Source organism: Sulfuriferula multivorans (assembly GCF_003851125.1).
Lineage (GTDB): Bacteria > Pseudomonadota > Gammaproteobacteria > Burkholderiales > Sulfuriferulaceae > Sulfuriferula > Sulfuriferula multivorans.
The window spans coordinates 131,076-145,690 of the sequence record NZ_BGOW01000036.1; the positions used below are offsets into that span (position 1 = coordinate 131,076).

Sequence of the window (14,615 nt, forward strand, 5' to 3'; positions counted from 1 at the left end):
GGATCAAGTCGGGATGGCGCATCAATCTGGTGGCACAATGGCACGATGATGAATTTGCTGCAAACCTTCCACGATGCGCGCGTGCGCGACCTTGTTTGGGTGATGGCCGCGCCGGGCCTGATGAGTGAATCTGTCGCAGCGGATTTCGGCGTGCCTGACGCAGTGTGCCGGGATGCCCTGGCGCGGGCGATGCCGCAGTTGCTTGAACTGGATCGCCACCCCGCACCGTTGCACGACTGGATTGCTGCGCGCAGCTCACACCGTCTGGGCCGCTATTTCGAAGCTCTGCTGGAATACTGGATTAGCCACCTCATGGGCGGACAACTGGTCGCTGCCAATCTGCCGGTCAAAGCCGGCGATATTGTCATCGGCGAATACGATTTTCTGTGGCGCGATGCGGCGGGTGTGCTCAACCACTGGGAAGCATCGGTAAAATTTTACTTACAAGTGGATGTCGCTGCCGGACTGGCCGGGTATGTTGGAACCTTTACCCGTGACCGGCTTGATTTGAAGTTCGGCCATCTGCGCGACAAGCAACTCAAGCTTGCCGCAACGCCTGCGGGTATGGCGGCCTTGCCTGATGCCGAAGAGGCAGTCAGCGCTCACGCACTGCTCAAGGGCTGGTTGTTTTACCCGTACGGGGAGGCGATTGTTGCTGCCCCGGAAGTATCCGTGCAGCATTTATCCGGCTGGTGGCTGCGCTGGGGCGAGACGCCGTTCACTCCACCATCCGGATTGCATTGGAAAGTATTACCCCGGCTGGAATGGTTTTCCCCGGTCATGAGTCAAAATCTGGAGGGGTTGCAAACCGGGGCAAATTTCAGCGCAGCATTGGCTACGCATTTCGCCATGGACGGTGCACCGTTGCTGGTGGCGGGCCTGGCCACGACTGGCAATACCTGGCAAGAAGTTACGCGAGGCTTCGTCGTGCCACAGGACTGGAATCTGCGTAATACCTGACAAGGCAGGAAAGTCGTTTCGTGCCTGACCGATGAATTTTACGCACTGGGGTTGCAAGCATCTAATCGCCCATGCCGCCGCCCGAGAAGTATCCGATTTTTTTCAGATCCTCTTCGGTGCATGCGTCATTGAGGCACAAAATAGTTGTACCGTCATCCTCCGAAATGCTGGTGAGATTCAGATCGGGTTCTTCAAAGTCGGCAGCTTCTAAGAAGATGAAGTGAAACGCATCCGCTACGTTCAGTTCCAATAGACCTTCGTGGCTATCTGCATAGTCGTGCCAGCGCTCTTCGCTTCCGCCCGGGATCTCGGGGCCATATTTTTGAGCCTGGTCGTCTTTCCAGGCGATGATCACGGGATCATTCAGCATGTCATAAGCTTGATTGACTGCTTGCCGCCGCGCTTCTGAAAAATCGATGGATGATTTATTTGCTGCTATTGCGATCGTTTCCATATTCCGCTCCTTGTGAAGTTAAATATTATTGCGTCCGACTATACTCAGGTAGGAGAAACCAGCTTCGTATCAAACTCGAAGAAGCATTTCGATACGCGGCTTGTAACGGGGCCGTCAAATACGTTTGACTGCCAGCCGGGCAAACCATGAGTCAGACCAATTTACCCTGGATGACAGAACTGGTCTGTGTGGTGGCGCACATGCCGGGAAGTGGGTGTTTGGTACGATTGCGTACAGAAGCGTATTGATTTCTGGCGTAGTGTGATGGCGGGTGACGGTCAAAAAACCGCAGGTAAATTACAGGAGTATGACCATGCTGAAGCTGGCTATTATATTTTTCCTCATCTCCCTCATTGCAGGTTTTTTCGGCTTTACCAATATTGCTGCGGGAGCAAAGGGCATAGCAAAAATTCTGTTCTTTGTTGCATTGACCATTTTCCTGGTAGTCCTGGTGTTTGGAGTCTTGCTAGGCGTGATGGTTTTCTAAAGGAGCTTGACTCATCCATCCTGGATGGAAATGGATTGAGCGGGAGACAGGGCTTCCTTCGCGTCTGGAAGGAAACCACCTGCCGGGAGGTATCAAATCAAGCTGTTCAACGCGTGCTTGTTAAGGCGCCGGGTTGGGGTAGCGGGTATGAATAGCCTGAATTTTCTCGAGTAACCCGGCATCCATTGCGACTTCGACGCTATCCAGATTTTGTTGGAGTTGCTCCATGGTGGTGGCGCCGATAATGGTGCTGGTTACAAACCAGCGACTGCGCACGAAAGCCAGTGCCAGGGTGGTCGGGTGCATGTGCACTTGCCTGGCCAGTTCGACATAGGCCGCCACCGCTTCCGGCACCATGGGCTTGTTGTAGCGCTGTCCGAAGCCGGGGAACCTGGTCATGCGTCCGGCGTCTGCTCCGCCTATATATTTTCCGGTCAGCGTGCCGAAGCCAAGCGGGCTGTATGCCAGCAGTCCCAGCTGTTCGCGATGGCAGGTTTCCGCAAGGCCGAATTCGAAGGTCCGGTTGAGCAGGTTGTAGGCATTCTGGATCGACACCACGCGTGGCAGTCGCGCCTCTTCCGCCGCGTGGGTGAACTGGCACACGCCACACGGCGTCTCGTTGCTCAGGCCGACGTGGCGGATCTTGCCGGCCTGGATCAGGTCGGCGAACGCGCCGAGTTGTTCGACAATCGGAGTGGTCTCGCGCTCTGTTCCGGGATCGTATTCACTCTGGCCGAAAGTGGGCACATTACGGTCCGGCCAATGAATTTGGTACAGATCAATGTAATCGGTTTTCAGACGAGTCAGACTGGCATCAGTCGCGGCCCTGATCTGTTTCGGGGTAATGCGCGGGCCGCCGCGTACCCATTCGAAGCCGCGCCCCGGCCCGGTAATCTTGGTCGCAATAATGAGTTTGTCGCGTGACTGCTTGCTGAGCCAGCGCCCGACATAGTCCTCGGTGCGACCCTGAGTCTCGGCACGCGGCGGCACCGGGTACATCTCTGCCACGTCGATAAAATTCACGCCGTGTGCGATCGCGTAGTCGAGTTGCCGGGCGGCCTCTTCAGGACTGTTCTGTTCGCCAAAAGTCATCGTGCCGAGGGTGATCTCGGACACCTTCAGATCGCTGTTGCCAAGTTGCCGATAGTTCATGCTGGGTTCCTTGTTTTACGGAGTTGTTTTACGTAGCAGATCGACCCGGATCGGTTGCTTAAAATCAAAACCCTGAGGCGTCATATGGCGCATGAATGCGGTGCGAACCGCCTCATATAATTCCGGGGAGAGATGGTGATGGGTATGCGTGACTTTCAGGATCTGTTCCTCGAACTGGCCAAAATCATCGAAGTGTCCGGGGGTGCTGAAGAAGGTCTGGCTGACGAGTTCCAGTTTGCCGTCGTCGACGGCGCGCTGAATAGCGGCAAACGCCGCTTCCCGCACTGTTTTTTCGTCATGGAACAGACGCAGGATGTCATTGAATTCCCCCGCGTAGACCGGTTCGGACAGGTAGGCCAGGCCACCCGGTTTCAACACCCGCCGAATTTCCGCCAGCGCCTGATCCATCTGCTCCACGGGCACATGATGCAGGGATTTGAACATGAGGACGATGTCAAAACTGGCGTCTTCCGCAGGAATTGCCTGGGCGCCGCCGAGGCAAAAGCTGACATTGGGCAGGTCGGCGATCTGCAGGTTTCTGGCGTGCTGGATTTCATCCACCTCCAGCGCAGTGATCGACGCTACCTGGCCCCGCTGAGCGATGGTGCGTGTCTTCTCCGCCTTGCCGCAACCCAGTTCGAGAACGCGTGCGCCATTGAGAGGCAACAGGCTTTTAATGATTTCGTATTCGTCGCAGACCTTGTCTGCCGAGGAATCCGAAATGCGCATGGGTGGTGAAATATGTTGCGCTAGTGTTGAGTTCATTGAATTGCCCTCTGCCGGTTGTATGGTTGGGTCGATGCTGGAAAAGCAGGTTCCCGCGTTTGAATCGCTTTCAGATATTGCCCTGCTTGGCAATGATTCTCGGACACGCCAGAGCGCACAATGTTCAGCACTGGATGGATTTATTGCCAGAGCACCGATTATCCTGAAAAAATCAGTTAGCCACAGAGTTCACAGAGGCAATGGGGTTCGCAGGGATGGACAATTCGTCGCCCAACTCGCAAAAACAATTGCTTGCCGTAAATATTGACCTCATTCATCAGGTGAACCGGAAAAAACATGTGGAACCCGCTTCATCTCCGTGTCTGTGATCTCTGTGGCTTGTATTGCGGTTTTTAGGATTATTTATCGGGTTCATGCTGCCCGCTGCTGCTTGTGTAAATAAGTCATCCATGTAATCCGTCCCAAGATCAAAAACACCAGCATACCCACTGCCAAAGCAATCGGAGACCAAGACAGCATCGGTGAGAACAATCCCGCCACCATAGCGTTCAGCATGGTCTGCACAAATCCCTGCAGCGAAGCTACCAGGCCGCGATTGAGCGGAAACAGATCCAGAGCCAGCAAGGTGATGCTGGGCATCGCCAGCGACATGCCGGTGCTGTAAAGGGTAATTGGCAGTACTGCCCATGGTAACGAGAGGGTGGCTGTCAGGTTGTAGACGAGATTGATTCCCGCGGCAGTGAAGAGCAGCAAATAGGCATATTTCACCGTGGTGCGAGGAGAGACATGCCCGGCCAGCCTGCCGGACAGGAATGCGCCCAGAATCACGCCGGAAATGGCTGGAATAAACAGCCACGCAAACTGGTTCTCGCCCAGCTTCAAGTGTTGCAGGACAAATACGGGCGCCGACGCGATATACAGGAAGAAGCCGGCAAAATGCAGTGCTACCGTGCCCGACAGCAGTAAAAAAACCGGATTGGTAAATACCATGAGGTAATTGCGTGCCAGAGGTCGAGGCGAAAACAATTGACGCCCGACCGGGGGGAGTGTTTCCGGTAAATAAAGCCAGCTCAGCGCAAACAGCAACACACCCAGCAGTGCCATGAAAACGAATATCGAATGCCAGCCGAACCCGGTTTGCAGCCAGCCTCCGATCACCGGTGCCACGGCAGGAGAAATACCGAAAATCATGGTGACCTGCGACATCAGGCGCTGCGCCTCATGACCCGCATAGAGGTCGCGAATAATCGCTCGTCCTACCACCATCCCAGCTCCGGCGGACAGGCCCTGCATGGCGCGAAAGAACAGTAGGTGATTGATGTCGTAAGAAAACACGCAGCCGATAGAGGCCAGTACAAACGCCACCAGCGACACCAGAATCACCGGCCGGCGCCCGAATGCATCCGACAGCGCGCCATGCAGCAGCATCATCAGTGCAAACGCCAGCAGATACACGCTCAAGGTCTGCTGCAGTTGAATCGGCGTGGCATGCAGGCTTTCCCCCATATCCGGAAATGAGGGCATGTATGTGTCGATCGAAAACGGTCCCAGCGTCGCCAGCCCGGCGAGCAGAACGGTGAGCGCGAAACGATGATGTTTGGGGTGTGCCGTCACGTGAGCGGGATCAATGTGCGCGTTCCTGCACCAGGATCCATGGAGCGACCACTACTGCCCACAACAGGGGATTGCGGGTTTGCCAATCAGCGGCGGTTTCGTCATCCAGCTTGAGCACTTTTCCTGCCGTCATCCATGCCTGCACCGCGACAAAGTCGTCGCAGGCAATGTGTGCGGCGACATCCACCAGATCAAGATGGCTGCTCACATGAACGAGAGCGCCTTTGGCGAAAAAGCCTTGCAACTCCGTCCACGCTATTTGAGCAGTTTCGGTATTGAGTTGGGCGCGCTTCAGGTCGAGTTGGTTGTGCATAAATTAATCGCTGTAATTTGGATGGTTGATGGATGTATTGCCGGCATCCGGCATTCCGGTGTGATCGAGGATCGCTATGTTAAAGCGCTTTTCGATGCCGGCGCTTACGCAGAATTTATATTGTTTGCTTCTATGTTTATCAGTGTTGGCTGGTTGAAGGCCCGATTCTTGCTATTTTTGCATGTAATACCGGGTTTATGAGCCAAGCTTGAGCAGTACCCAAAGTTTGTGGCAATGCGCACATAAATATTCGTCAAAAATGATGAAATCTCAATATGGCAAATAATCGCGACTAGCGCTGACCGAAAAATTTATACATACAAAAATGCGTACATTTCGCCCCTCACTAAAAACCATGCTGATCCTGGCATTTATCGTTATTTCGATAGCGCCAGTCGCAGTCATGACGACCTGGTTGAATACAGGTATTCATAACGGAGTGATGAAAGAGGCGCATGACAAGAATCAATTATTGTCTGAAAACATGGCAAACCCTGTTTACTTATACCTCAAGGCAGCGCAGAGAAATCTTAACCTGTTGGCAAATATTCTGGAAAAAACCAGGGATCAAGTAGCCATAAACGAAACCATTACCTCGCAGGCCTACTTCGAAAATCTTGTGCTGGTTGCACCGGATGGAACGGCTCAGGGTTTCGATGGATATAAGGCCACACCTGAATACGTGCATTTTCTGCAAAAAAACCATGTCATTCAATCTATGTTATCCAGACATGTAGCCGGAAATTCTGGCATGGTTCTCAATCCGCAGACCAATAAGCCAGCCCTGTTTTTTGTGCATCCTGTGGGACAGAATATGTTGGTCGGATCGTTAAGGCTCGCACCCATCGAGAGTCTGGCAGCGGCGATCCATTTTGGCAAACTTGGGCACTGTGCGATTACCGATCAGTTTGGAAATATTGTTCATCACCCTAACCCGAAGTGGATGAGTGGCGTTAAAAATATATCGAATTGGCCTATTGTGCAGGCGGGACTCCAGGGCAAGCGAGGCGTCATGACTTTTTACTCACCATTTATCAAGGCCGACATGATTGCAGGTTACGCCGCCGTACCCGAATTTAACTGGGTAATTTTGACACCCCAACCACTGTCTGAATTAACTGCTGAGGCGAAGATTCTCATTCATGGCAGCTTGCTATTTGGTGCAGTGGGTTTAGTCATCTCCGTGTTATTAGCTATATTTATGGCGAACTGGATTGTCAAACCGATCAACGTACTGGCGGAAGGCATCGAGCGTATTCGTAAAAATGATTATTCCGGGAAATTCATTCCGTTGGGAAGGACGGCACCGCAGGAAATCGAAACGCTGCGTAACTACAGTATTCATATGGTCGACAGTATCAGGGAAGCGGTGGCAGCACGTGATGAACTTAATCGTCAATTGGAAAATAGAATCAGACAGGCGACACAGGAATTGACTGATGCCAATAAGAAACTGAGCATACATGCCCACGTTGATGAGCTGACAAATCTGAAAAACAGGCGTGCCCTGTGGGAGCGATTGTCAGATCTCAACAAGTTGAATCCTGAATCGTATATGCCGATGCAGGTCATGCTGTTTGACGTGGATCAATTCAAGCAGATAAACGACAGTTATGGCCACGATGTGGGCGATTACATTCTGACGCAAGTCGCGCGCGAAATTGAGAAACACACACGGGATAAAGATTTTGTAGTTCGCTATGGTGGTGACGAATTTCTTGTCGTTATGCCAGGTTGCACCCCTGATAATGCGTATCGACGCGCAGAAGCCATTCGGGCATCCATTACTTCATCACCACTTATAGTAAGCGGCCATACGGTCCCGGTTACATTGAGCATCGGGATTGCCGATCAAACAGCAATAGAAACTAGCGCTAGCTTTTCAGAGATGCTCAAGGCCGCGGATACAGCGATGTATCAATCCAAAGAAAACGGACGAAATCGCATTTCCTTCAATAAGGTATGAGATATACATTACTATATTCTGCCAGGCAGGAATCTTAACAGACTGAAAACTATGAAAAAAACTCTGCTTGGCCTTAGGGCAAAACTGACCCTTGTGGTAGTTATCGGGCTGCTCATTGGGGTCAGCATTCTTGTATTTTTTAGATTACAACAAGATCGACAGCATATTTATCAGGCTGCATACAGCTCGGGTCATGAGCGTGTTGCGCTAATTGCAAAATCGCTCTCCAATTTATTGGCAGGTTACGATTACACCAATATGGAGTCGCTTGCGGACAGTATTGTCGCGTCCTCTGACGTGATCCTGCTCAGGATTACTAACCGAAATGGAAAAGTTGTCGTCGAGCGCATGGATAAAAATGTCGGCAAGAATGGACAAAGTTTGTCTTTTTCAGCACCGATAATTTTTGGAACGGAAACAATTGGCAGCGTAGAAATGCTGGTTTCAACCAATAAACTAGAAGCGGCCCTTCAGGGAACTTTCCATGGGCTTGTGCTCAGGATTGCTTTGGTTACTATGTTCCTGAGTGTGCTTATTTATGTAGCGGTTTCGCTAGTTATACTTGCTCCTATCGCCAGAATCAGAAATATGATGCAAGAAATCGTTGCGAACCCTGATGGAGAACTTCAAATAATGCAGGTTTCCGGAAATGATGAGTTGGCCGACCTGGCCAATATTTTTAACAAAGTGCAGACCTCCTTGTACATGCATCAGCAACAGTTAAAAGCACGTGTTCAAATCGCGGATGAAAATCTGACTAAAGTGAATCATGAACTCACACTTCGTTCCAAAGAACTGGAGCAAATGGTGGCGCTCTCACAGCGGCTGGCAACTACCGACAGCCTGACTGGATTGCATAACCGAAGGTTTCTCGATGAAAACCTGGGATCTGTTTTTGCACAGGCAAAACGGCACGCGGATTCACTCTGCCTGGTTTTGCTGGATGTGGATTTCTTCAAACAAATCAATGATGAGCACGGCCACGCTGCTGGCGATGTGGTGTTGAAATTGCTGGGTGATTTGATTCGCTGGAATACCCGTGATAGCGATATCAGTGCGCGTATGGGTGGGGATGAATTTGCATTTATCCTTCCCAGGACACCAGCCGCGCAAGGCAAGGTCTTTGCGGAGAATCTTCTGGAAAGAACCCGCTCACACGCCTTTGTTATCCCGAACGGGAAAATTCTGAAGGTGACCTTAAGCTTGGGTGTGGCGGAGCTGTCTGAAGATATTTACAGCGTGGAAGCCTTGTATGGTGCTGCGGACAAAGCATTGTATGAAAGCAAGCACAGGGGCCGCAATCAGGTAACGGGTATTCATAAAAACGAGTTTTTCTAATAGTCGAGTGATGAGGAGTTTCAAATGTTCAAGGCAAAATTATTTCTGGCATTAGCGCTTGTATTGCCGGTCCTGCAAGCCAGCGCACAGGACATTACCATCGGTGCAGTCGCAATGGATGCGCCGGTGGAGATGATCAAGCGGATGACGCCACTCACCGAGTATCTGGCGAAGCAGACTGGGTATCGGGTGCAGTTCCGGCCTGCTCCGAATCTCGATACCGCGGTAACGGATTTGGGTAAGGGCAAGGTACAGATTGCGTATATGACGCCCATTGCCTATATCATGGCTCATGAAAAATATCATGCTGTACCTTTGGTGACGCCGCTCACGCATGGTAGAGCCACGTTTAATCTGGTTGTGGTCGTGCAGAAAGACAGTCATGTCAAGAAACTTGAGGACTTGAAAGGCAAACGATTTGCTTTTGGAGACCCGAAGGCTTTTCTGCAACCGGCTGTACTGCTCGAAGCGGGGATGAAAATACAGGATTTTTCCGCAGTGGCTTATCTGAATCATTATGACAATATCGCCAAAGCGATTCTGTTGGGTGATTTTGATGGTGGCATCATGAAAGACACCGTCTACGAGAAATTCGCGCCGCAGGGTCTGCGTGTGGTGCATACCTCACCACCCCTTGCATCCTATGTTTTCGCGGTAAGCGGCGAGCTTGATGCGGCCACGCAGAATAAATTGAAAGCTGCATTCATGGCGCTCAACAAGCCTACGCCTGAAGCTCAATCCATATTAAAAATCCTGGATCAGGGTTATGACGGCTTTCAACCAGCATCCGACAAGGATTATGACGTAGAGCGCAAATTGATTGCGCGCGTAAAAAAAGAGACCAAATGAATGTGACCAGCTAATTCATCAACTGTACAGATGGGGGAGAAGGGAGTTGGAGATTATTTCCAGCTCCTTTTTACTGGTGCCCCCGACACGAATCGAACGTGTGACCCTTCCCTTAGGAGGGGAATGCTCTATCCACTGAGCTACGGGGGCAAGGCTCGCATTCTAGCTTATTATGTCGTTTCAAATAAGCCGCCATAGAGACTTCCATGCCCCTCCCGCGCTTGCCCCGTACCGTTATTGTCCTCAGCCTGGTGAGTTTTTTTAACGATCTGGCTTCGGAAATGGTGGTGCCGCTGATTCCCATACTGCTGGCCACGGTGCTGGCGGCCGGGCCGGTGGCGCTGGGTCTGGTCGAGGGCGTGGCCGATGCGGTGGCATCCTTGCTCAAGCTATGGTCGGGACGGCGCTCTGATTTGTTGGGTGGGCGTCGCAAGGGATTGGCGTTGGCCGGTTATGCTTTATCCAATAGTGTCCGCCCGTTACTAGGGATAGCGGGTAGCTGGCCGGTATTGCTCGCTTTGCGCAGCCTGGACCGAGTGGGCAAGGGGTTGCGCAGCGCGCCGCGCGATGCGCTGGTGGCGGATGCGACGCCGCCGGAAATCCGCGGTCTGGCATTTGGATTTCACCGGGCGCTGGATAATGCCGGAGCAGTGGGTGGCAGCCTGATTGCGGCGGCGGTACTGGCATGGTCAGGCATGTCGCTGACTCAAGTGATTCTCTGGTCGGCGCTGCCGGGCGCAATGGGGGTGTTGCTGATTGCGTTTGGCATAGGGGAAAAGCCACTGACGGTTACTCCAGCACCTGCCCCGCAAATATCGTCGTTGCCGTGGTCGACGCTGGCTGTGCCGCTACGACGTTATCTGCTGGTGTTGATGCTGTTCACTTTTGCGCGCGCTTCCGAGACATTTATCGTATTGCGCGGACACGAACTGGGCATGAGCGTGGTCGAATTGCTGCTGCTGTGGGCGGCAATGAATCTGGCCAAGGCGCTGACTTCGACGCGTGGCGGCATGCTGGCGGACAAGTTGGGAAAAGAACCGCTGATCCTGTTCGGTTGGGCAGCGTTTGGCGTGGCCTTCATGCTGCTGGGTTGGGTGGCGCATAGTAGCTGGCTGTGGGCGGTGGCCATCCTCTACGGCCTTACCACCGGTTTGGCCGAAGGCCCGGAACGCGCGTTGATCAGCGATTTTGCCGGCGCCGAGACGCGCGGTACCGCATTCGGCTGGTATCACCTGATGACTGGTTTGGCGGCGATTCCCGCAGGGTTGGCGTTCGGTTTGATTTGGCAGTTGCAGTCTGCAGAGTGGGCATTCCGTTATGCTGGCATGCTGGCAATGACTGCTGCATTATTGATGCATTTTTGGGCGTGGCCCGCACATTCGAGAGGAAAAACATGAAATTCATGATCCTGTTTATCGCACTGAGCGCCGCGCTGGCTTTGGTCTGGATGCGTTCCGGTCAGGCCGCAGCCATGCCGCAGGCCGGACAGCCGGCGCCGGATTTCAGCCTGGTCGACCAGAACGGCAAGCTGCAGAATCTGGCGGATTATCGCGGCAAGTGGCTGGTGCTGTATTTTTATCCGAAAGATGAAACCCCTGCATGTACCACAGAAGCATGTGCGTTTCGCGACGATATTCTGAAAATTCGCAAACTCAACGCAGAAGTGGTGGGGGTGAGCATAGATGACGCCAGCCGCCACGCCGAATTCGCCAAAAAACACGGCCTGCCGTTCCCGCTACTGGCCGATAAAGACGGCGTGGTGGCCGCACGTTATGGATCGGTGACCAATCTGATCGTGATGAAACTGGCCAAACGCAATACTTTCATCATCGATCCACAGGGCAGGATTGCCAAGGTCTATGCCGGCGCCGACGCCGGCCGCAATTCCGAACAGGTGATTGCCGATTTGCCCAAGCTCGAGGCGGCGCGTCCCGGCTCGCGTTGAGGGCTGCAGAGTCGTACGCGGTGCCCCTGCGCCGCGCCATGCGATAAATAAACCAGCCCATCATGACCAAACTACTTTTACCGCTATGGCTGTTATTTTTCAGCTTGCCTGCGCAGGCATTCAATGCGGCGTTTTTTTATGGCACGCCATTCCCTCAAGAGCTGCGCATTTACGATGCGGTCATCGTTGAAGCAGACCAGGCGGACTTTGCCCAGGTACCTGGCAATCTGCAAAACAAACTTTATGCCTATACCAGCCTGGGTGAGGTGGGGCCCGATAAACCTTATGCCGGCAGCGTTCCGGCCGCTGCAAAAATGGCGCGCAATCCGGCGTGGGCAAGCGATGTCATGGATCAAACCAGCCCTGCCTGGCGCGCTTTTTTTCTCGACAAAATAGTCGCTCCCTTATGGCTGCGGGGGTTTCGAGGAATATTTGTCGATACGCTGGATTCCTATCAGCTTGCGGCTTCCTCTCCGCAAGCGAAAGCGGCTCAGGAAGCCGGCATGGTCGAAACCTTACGCCAGATGCGCGAGCGTTTTCCCGGCATCCATATCATTCTCAACCGCGGTTTTGATATCTTGCCGCAAGTGCATGACTGGGTGACTGCAGTCGCTGCCGAATCGCTGTTTCAAGGCTGGAATAATGCGACGCGGTCGTATGTTCCGGTTAAAGAGCCGGATCGGCAATGGCTGCTGGGCCAGCTCAATCAGGTCAAAAACGGCTATCACTTGCCCGTCATCGTCATCGACTACGTCGCCCCAAATCAGCGTCCGTTAGCGCGTGAACTTGCGCAAAAAATCCGTACGGCTGGATTTATCCCATGGGTCAGTAATCCTGAACTCGATATGGTGGGCGTAGGCTCTCCGGAGATTCAGCCTAGACGAATTTTGATGCTGTATAACGGGATGAATAACAGGGATGTCATTTTCAGCGACTTGCACCGGTTTGCCGCAATGCCCATACAATATATGGGCTTTATCCCGGAATACCATGATTTAACCGGGCCGCTACCTGACTATCAATTGGCCGGACAGTACGCAGGCATCATCGTATGGTCGGATGGTGTGCCTATTAATAACCCCCGGCTTAAACCCTGGTTATTGAAACAAATCAATCAGGGATTGCGTCTGGCCGTCGTCAATGAATTCGGATTCAGCCGCAGCAATGAAAACTTGCGGCCATTTGGCCTGAACTTCAAAAGCAGCATACCCGCCAGCAATGTCGAAATCATCACTAAAGATGCCATGGTGGGGTTCGAGCATTCAGCACTGGTGCAGCCGGATACGCTCGATATTATCGATGCGGGCAAAGGCAGTACGCCGATACTGCGCCTCAAGGTCGCAGGCCAGATAACCGATGTGGCGGCTTATATGCCCTGGGGCGGGTATGTCCTTTCCCCTTACGCCGTTTATGAAATTCCCTATCAACAAGGCACGCGCTGGATTATCGATCCCTTCATTTTTTTCAAGCGCGCACTTGCTTTGCCGGATATGCCCGCCCCCGATGTGACCACCTCGACAGGACGGCGTTTATTAATGGCGCATATGGATGGCGATGGTTTCGCCAGCAATGCTGAATTTCCCGGGGCGCCCCTGGCGTCGCGCGTCATGCTGGAAAAAATATTTAAAAAATATACGATCCCTGCAGCGGTTTCCGTGATTGAAGGTGAAACGGCCCCTTGGGGCGTGTATCCAAAAAAATCTGCCGAAATGGAACAGATTGCCCGTGAAATTTATCGTTTGCCGTATGTTGAAATTGCCAGTCACTCCTATTCACACCCATTCAAATGGCAATTAACAAGCGAAGAAGGCATTGGCGAAGATTACCATTTGCCGATTCCGGGCTATAAGTTTGATTTAAACAGGGAGATTGCAGGGAGCGTCAATTATATTAATCAGCGCCTGGCTCCACCCGGTAAAAGCTGCCGGATTTTTTTATGGACAGGCAATAGCAACCCCGGCGCGGATGCGATCGCTAAAACCGACGCATTGGATCTGCTCAACATGAATGGCGGAGAAACCACCATCACCAACAGTCAACCCAGTCTGACTTTCGTTGCGCCTCTGGGCGTTGCACGGGATGGGCATTTCCAGGTTTATGCGCCGAACCAGAATGAAAATGTGTACACCAAAAACTGGTCGGGCCAGTTTTATGGTTTTCGCCGCGTCATTGAAACCTTCAAGCTGACCGATGCACCGCGCCGCCTCAAACCCATGGATATTTATTTCCATACGTACTCGGCTTCCAAACCGGCTTCGCTGAAAGCACTGGAGGAAGTTTATGATTGGGCGCTCAAGCAGCCTAATCACCCTGTTTACCCTTCCGACTACATCCGGCGCGTCATGGATTTCAATCACAGTGTCATGGCGCGTGAAGATAACGACTGGTTATTTTACGGCGATGGGCAGATAGATACCCTGCGCATCGATGCCAAATGGGGTTATCCGGTCATTAATGACAGCGTGGCGGGCTACAATGATTTCAACGGCGACCGTTATCTGAATCTGGTCAAATCTCCGGTCAATCGCATCGCGCTTGCAACTGAAGCCAGCGAAGCGCCGTATCTGGTCGATGCGAATGGAACATTGCTAAATTGGCGGCGGCAAGCTCAGCAGATCAATATGGCATTTAATTCGTATGTTAATTTGGATTTCACCCTCGACCATGCCGACAATTGCATTTTGTCCGACGAGAAAGGGCGGATAATCCGCGCGGACTCTCACATCAGACAACATTATCATTACCAGACCCATGCGGCAGGACGAGCCACTTTCCGCCTCAGTTGCCCCCTGGCAAATTAAGGTAGCGCGA

The 14,615-nt window shown here is 52.5% G+C and carries 15 protein-coding genes and 1 tRNA gene; 10 read left to right on the forward strand and 6 right to left on the reverse strand.

Annotation, left to right across the window (positions count from 1 at the left end):
• Positions 1 to 45 precede the first annotated feature (45 nt).
• Positions 46 to 960: a DUF1853 family protein gene (locus EI185_RS15195; protein WP_124705991.1), complete on the forward strand. Its 915-nt coding sequence runs from the start codon at positions 46 to 48 to the stop codon at positions 958 to 960.
• Positions 961 to 1,021: 61 nt separating this feature from the next.
• Here the strand turns inward: EI185_RS15195 and EI185_RS15200 are convergent, their stop codons facing one another.
• A complete protein-coding gene (locus tag EI185_RS15200; RefSeq protein WP_124705992.1) occupies positions 1,022 to 1,414 on the reverse strand; it encodes an AF1514 family protein in 393 nt (130 codons plus the stop codon).
• Between the two features lie 313 nt (positions 1,415 to 1,727).
• Here EI185_RS15200 and EI185_RS15205 point away from each other — a divergent pair, with 313 nt between their 5' ends.
• Positions 1,728 to 1,901, forward strand: coding sequence for a DUF1328 domain-containing protein (locus tag EI185_RS15205; protein WP_124705993.1), 174 nt, complete (start codon positions 1,728 to 1,730; stop codon positions 1,899 to 1,901).
• A 120-nt stretch (positions 1,902 to 2,021) separates the two neighbouring features.
• Here EI185_RS15205 and EI185_RS15210 read toward each other — a convergent pair whose 3' ends face one another.
• On the reverse strand, positions 2,022 to 3,053 hold the full coding sequence (locus EI185_RS15210; RefSeq protein WP_124705994.1) for an aldo/keto reductase: 1,032 nt from the start codon (positions 3,051 to 3,053) through the stop codon (positions 2,022 to 2,024).
• Positions 3,054 to 3,068: 15 nt separating this feature from the next.
• Entirely contained in the window at positions 3,069 to 3,818 is a 750-nt protein-coding gene (locus tag EI185_RS15215) for a class I SAM-dependent methyltransferase (protein WP_223247881.1), read from the reverse strand.
• A gap of 34 nt (positions 3,819 to 3,852) precedes the next feature.
• Here EI185_RS15215 and EI185_RS15220 point away from each other — a divergent pair, with 34 nt between their 5' ends.
• Entirely contained in the window at positions 3,853 to 4,086 is a 234-nt protein-coding gene (locus tag EI185_RS15220) for a hypothetical protein (protein WP_124705995.1), read from the forward strand.
• Between the two features lie 104 nt (positions 4,087 to 4,190).
• Here EI185_RS15220 and EI185_RS15225 read toward each other — a convergent pair whose 3' ends face one another.
• Positions 4,191 to 5,393, reverse strand: coding sequence for a multidrug effflux MFS transporter (locus tag EI185_RS15225; RefSeq protein WP_124705996.1), 1,203 nt, complete (start codon positions 5,391 to 5,393; stop codon positions 4,191 to 4,193).
• A gap of 10 nt (positions 5,394 to 5,403) precedes the next feature.
• Complete coding sequence (locus tag EI185_RS15230) at positions 5,404 to 5,706, reverse strand: DUF2288 domain-containing protein (RefSeq protein ID WP_124705997.1); 303 nt, start codon at positions 5,704 to 5,706, stop codon at positions 5,404 to 5,406.
• Here EI185_RS15230 and EI185_RS15235 point away from each other — a divergent pair.
• The 4 genes from EI185_RS15235 (at position 5,602) to phnD (ending at position 9,859) form a co-directional block, all read left to right on the forward strand.
• Complete coding sequence (locus EI185_RS15235) at positions 5,602 to 5,907, forward strand: hypothetical protein (RefSeq protein WP_189836430.1); 306 nt, start codon at positions 5,602 to 5,604, stop codon at positions 5,905 to 5,907. The genes EI185_RS15230 and EI185_RS15235 overlap by 105 nt on opposite strands.
• A 124-nt stretch (positions 5,908 to 6,031) precedes the next feature.
• Positions 6,032 to 7,672 carry a sensor domain-containing diguanylate cyclase gene (locus tag EI185_RS15240; protein WP_124705999.1) on the forward strand — a complete coding sequence of 547 codons (1,641 nt, stop codon included), beginning with the start codon at positions 6,032 to 6,034 and terminating at the stop codon, positions 7,670 to 7,672.
• A 51-nt stretch (positions 7,673 to 7,723) separates the two neighbouring features.
• Positions 7,724 to 9,010, forward strand: coding sequence for a diguanylate cyclase (locus EI185_RS15245; protein WP_124706000.1), 1,287 nt, complete (start codon positions 7,724 to 7,726; stop codon positions 9,008 to 9,010).
• A 24-nt stretch (positions 9,011 to 9,034) separates the two neighbouring features.
• Positions 9,035 to 9,859 carry a phosphate/phosphite/phosphonate ABC transporter substrate-binding protein gene (phnD, locus tag EI185_RS15250; protein ID WP_124706001.1) on the forward strand — a complete coding sequence of 275 codons (825 nt, stop codon included), beginning with the start codon at positions 9,035 to 9,037 and terminating at the stop codon, positions 9,857 to 9,859.
• Between the two features lie 74 nt (positions 9,860 to 9,933).
• Here the strand turns inward: phnD and EI185_RS15255 are convergent.
• Positions 9,934 to 10,009, reverse strand: a tRNA-Arg gene (locus EI185_RS15255).
• Positions 10,010 to 10,065: 56 nt separating this feature from the next.
• Here EI185_RS15255 and EI185_RS15260 point away from each other — a divergent pair.
• From EI185_RS15260 to EI185_RS15270, 3 genes are all read left to right on the forward strand, one after another.
• Positions 10,066 to 11,256 (forward strand): MFS transporter, encoded by a 1,191-nt coding sequence (locus EI185_RS15260; protein WP_124706002.1) that lies wholly within the window; start codon positions 10,066 to 10,068, stop codon positions 11,254 to 11,256.
• Entirely contained in the window at positions 11,253 to 11,804 is a 552-nt protein-coding gene (locus EI185_RS15265; RefSeq protein ID WP_124706003.1) for a peroxiredoxin, read from the forward strand. Before EI185_RS15260 ends, EI185_RS15265 begins: the two co-directional genes overlap by 4 nt.
• A 62-nt stretch (positions 11,805 to 11,866) precedes the next feature.
• Positions 11,867 to 14,605 (forward strand): bifunctional glycoside hydrolase/polysaccharide deacetylase family protein, encoded by a 2,739-nt coding sequence (locus tag EI185_RS15270; RefSeq protein WP_124706004.1) that lies wholly within the window; start codon positions 11,867 to 11,869, stop codon positions 14,603 to 14,605.
• Positions 14,606 to 14,615 lie beyond the last annotated feature (10 nt).

Excerpts from the sequence above, each read along its gene's own strand:
- EI185_RS15220 (WP_124705995.1), top strand. The coding sequence starts at position 3,853 with ATGCTGGAAAAGCAGGTTCCCGCGTTTGAATCGCTTTCAGATATTGCC.
- phnD (WP_124706001.1), top strand. The coding sequence starts at position 9,035 with ATGTTCAAGGCAAAATTATTTCTGGCATTAGCGCTTGTATTGCCGGTC.
- EI185_RS15235 (WP_189836430.1), top strand. The coding sequence starts at position 5,602 with ATGAACGAGAGCGCCTTTGGCGAAAAAGCCTTGCAACTCCGTCCACGC.
- EI185_RS15230 (WP_124705997.1), bottom strand. The coding sequence starts at position 5,706 with ATGCACAACCAACTCGACCTGAAGCGCGCCCAACTCAATACCGAAACT.
- EI185_RS15200 (WP_124705992.1), bottom strand. The coding sequence starts at position 1,414 with ATGGAAACGATCGCAATAGCAGCAAATAAATCATCCATCGATTTTTCA.
- EI185_RS15240 (WP_124705999.1), top strand. The coding sequence starts at position 6,032 with ATGCGTACATTTCGCCCCTCACTAAAAACCATGCTGATCCTGGCATTT.
- EI185_RS15205 (WP_124705993.1), top strand. The coding sequence starts at position 1,728 with ATGCTGAAGCTGGCTATTATATTTTTCCTCATCTCCCTCATTGCAGGT.
- EI185_RS15245 (WP_124706000.1), top strand. The coding sequence starts at position 7,724 with ATGAAAAAAACTCTGCTTGGCCTTAGGGCAAAACTGACCCTTGTGGTA.
- EI185_RS15270 (WP_124706004.1), top strand. The coding sequence starts at position 11,867 with ATGACCAAACTACTTTTACCGCTATGGCTGTTATTTTTCAGCTTGCCT.
- EI185_RS15195 (WP_124705991.1), top strand. The coding sequence starts at position 46 with ATGATGAATTTGCTGCAAACCTTCCACGATGCGCGCGTGCGCGACCTT.
- EI185_RS15265 (WP_124706003.1), top strand. The coding sequence starts at position 11,253 with ATGAAATTCATGATCCTGTTTATCGCACTGAGCGCCGCGCTGGCTTTG.
- EI185_RS15215 (WP_223247881.1), bottom strand. The coding sequence starts at position 3,818 with ATGAACTCAACACTAGCGCAACATATTTCACCACCCATGCGCATTTCG.
- EI185_RS15260 (WP_124706002.1), top strand. The coding sequence starts at position 10,066 with ATGCCCCTCCCGCGCTTGCCCCGTACCGTTATTGTCCTCAGCCTGGTG.
- EI185_RS15210 (WP_124705994.1), bottom strand. The coding sequence starts at position 3,053 with ATGAACTATCGGCAACTTGGCAACAGCGATCTGAAGGTGTCCGAGATC.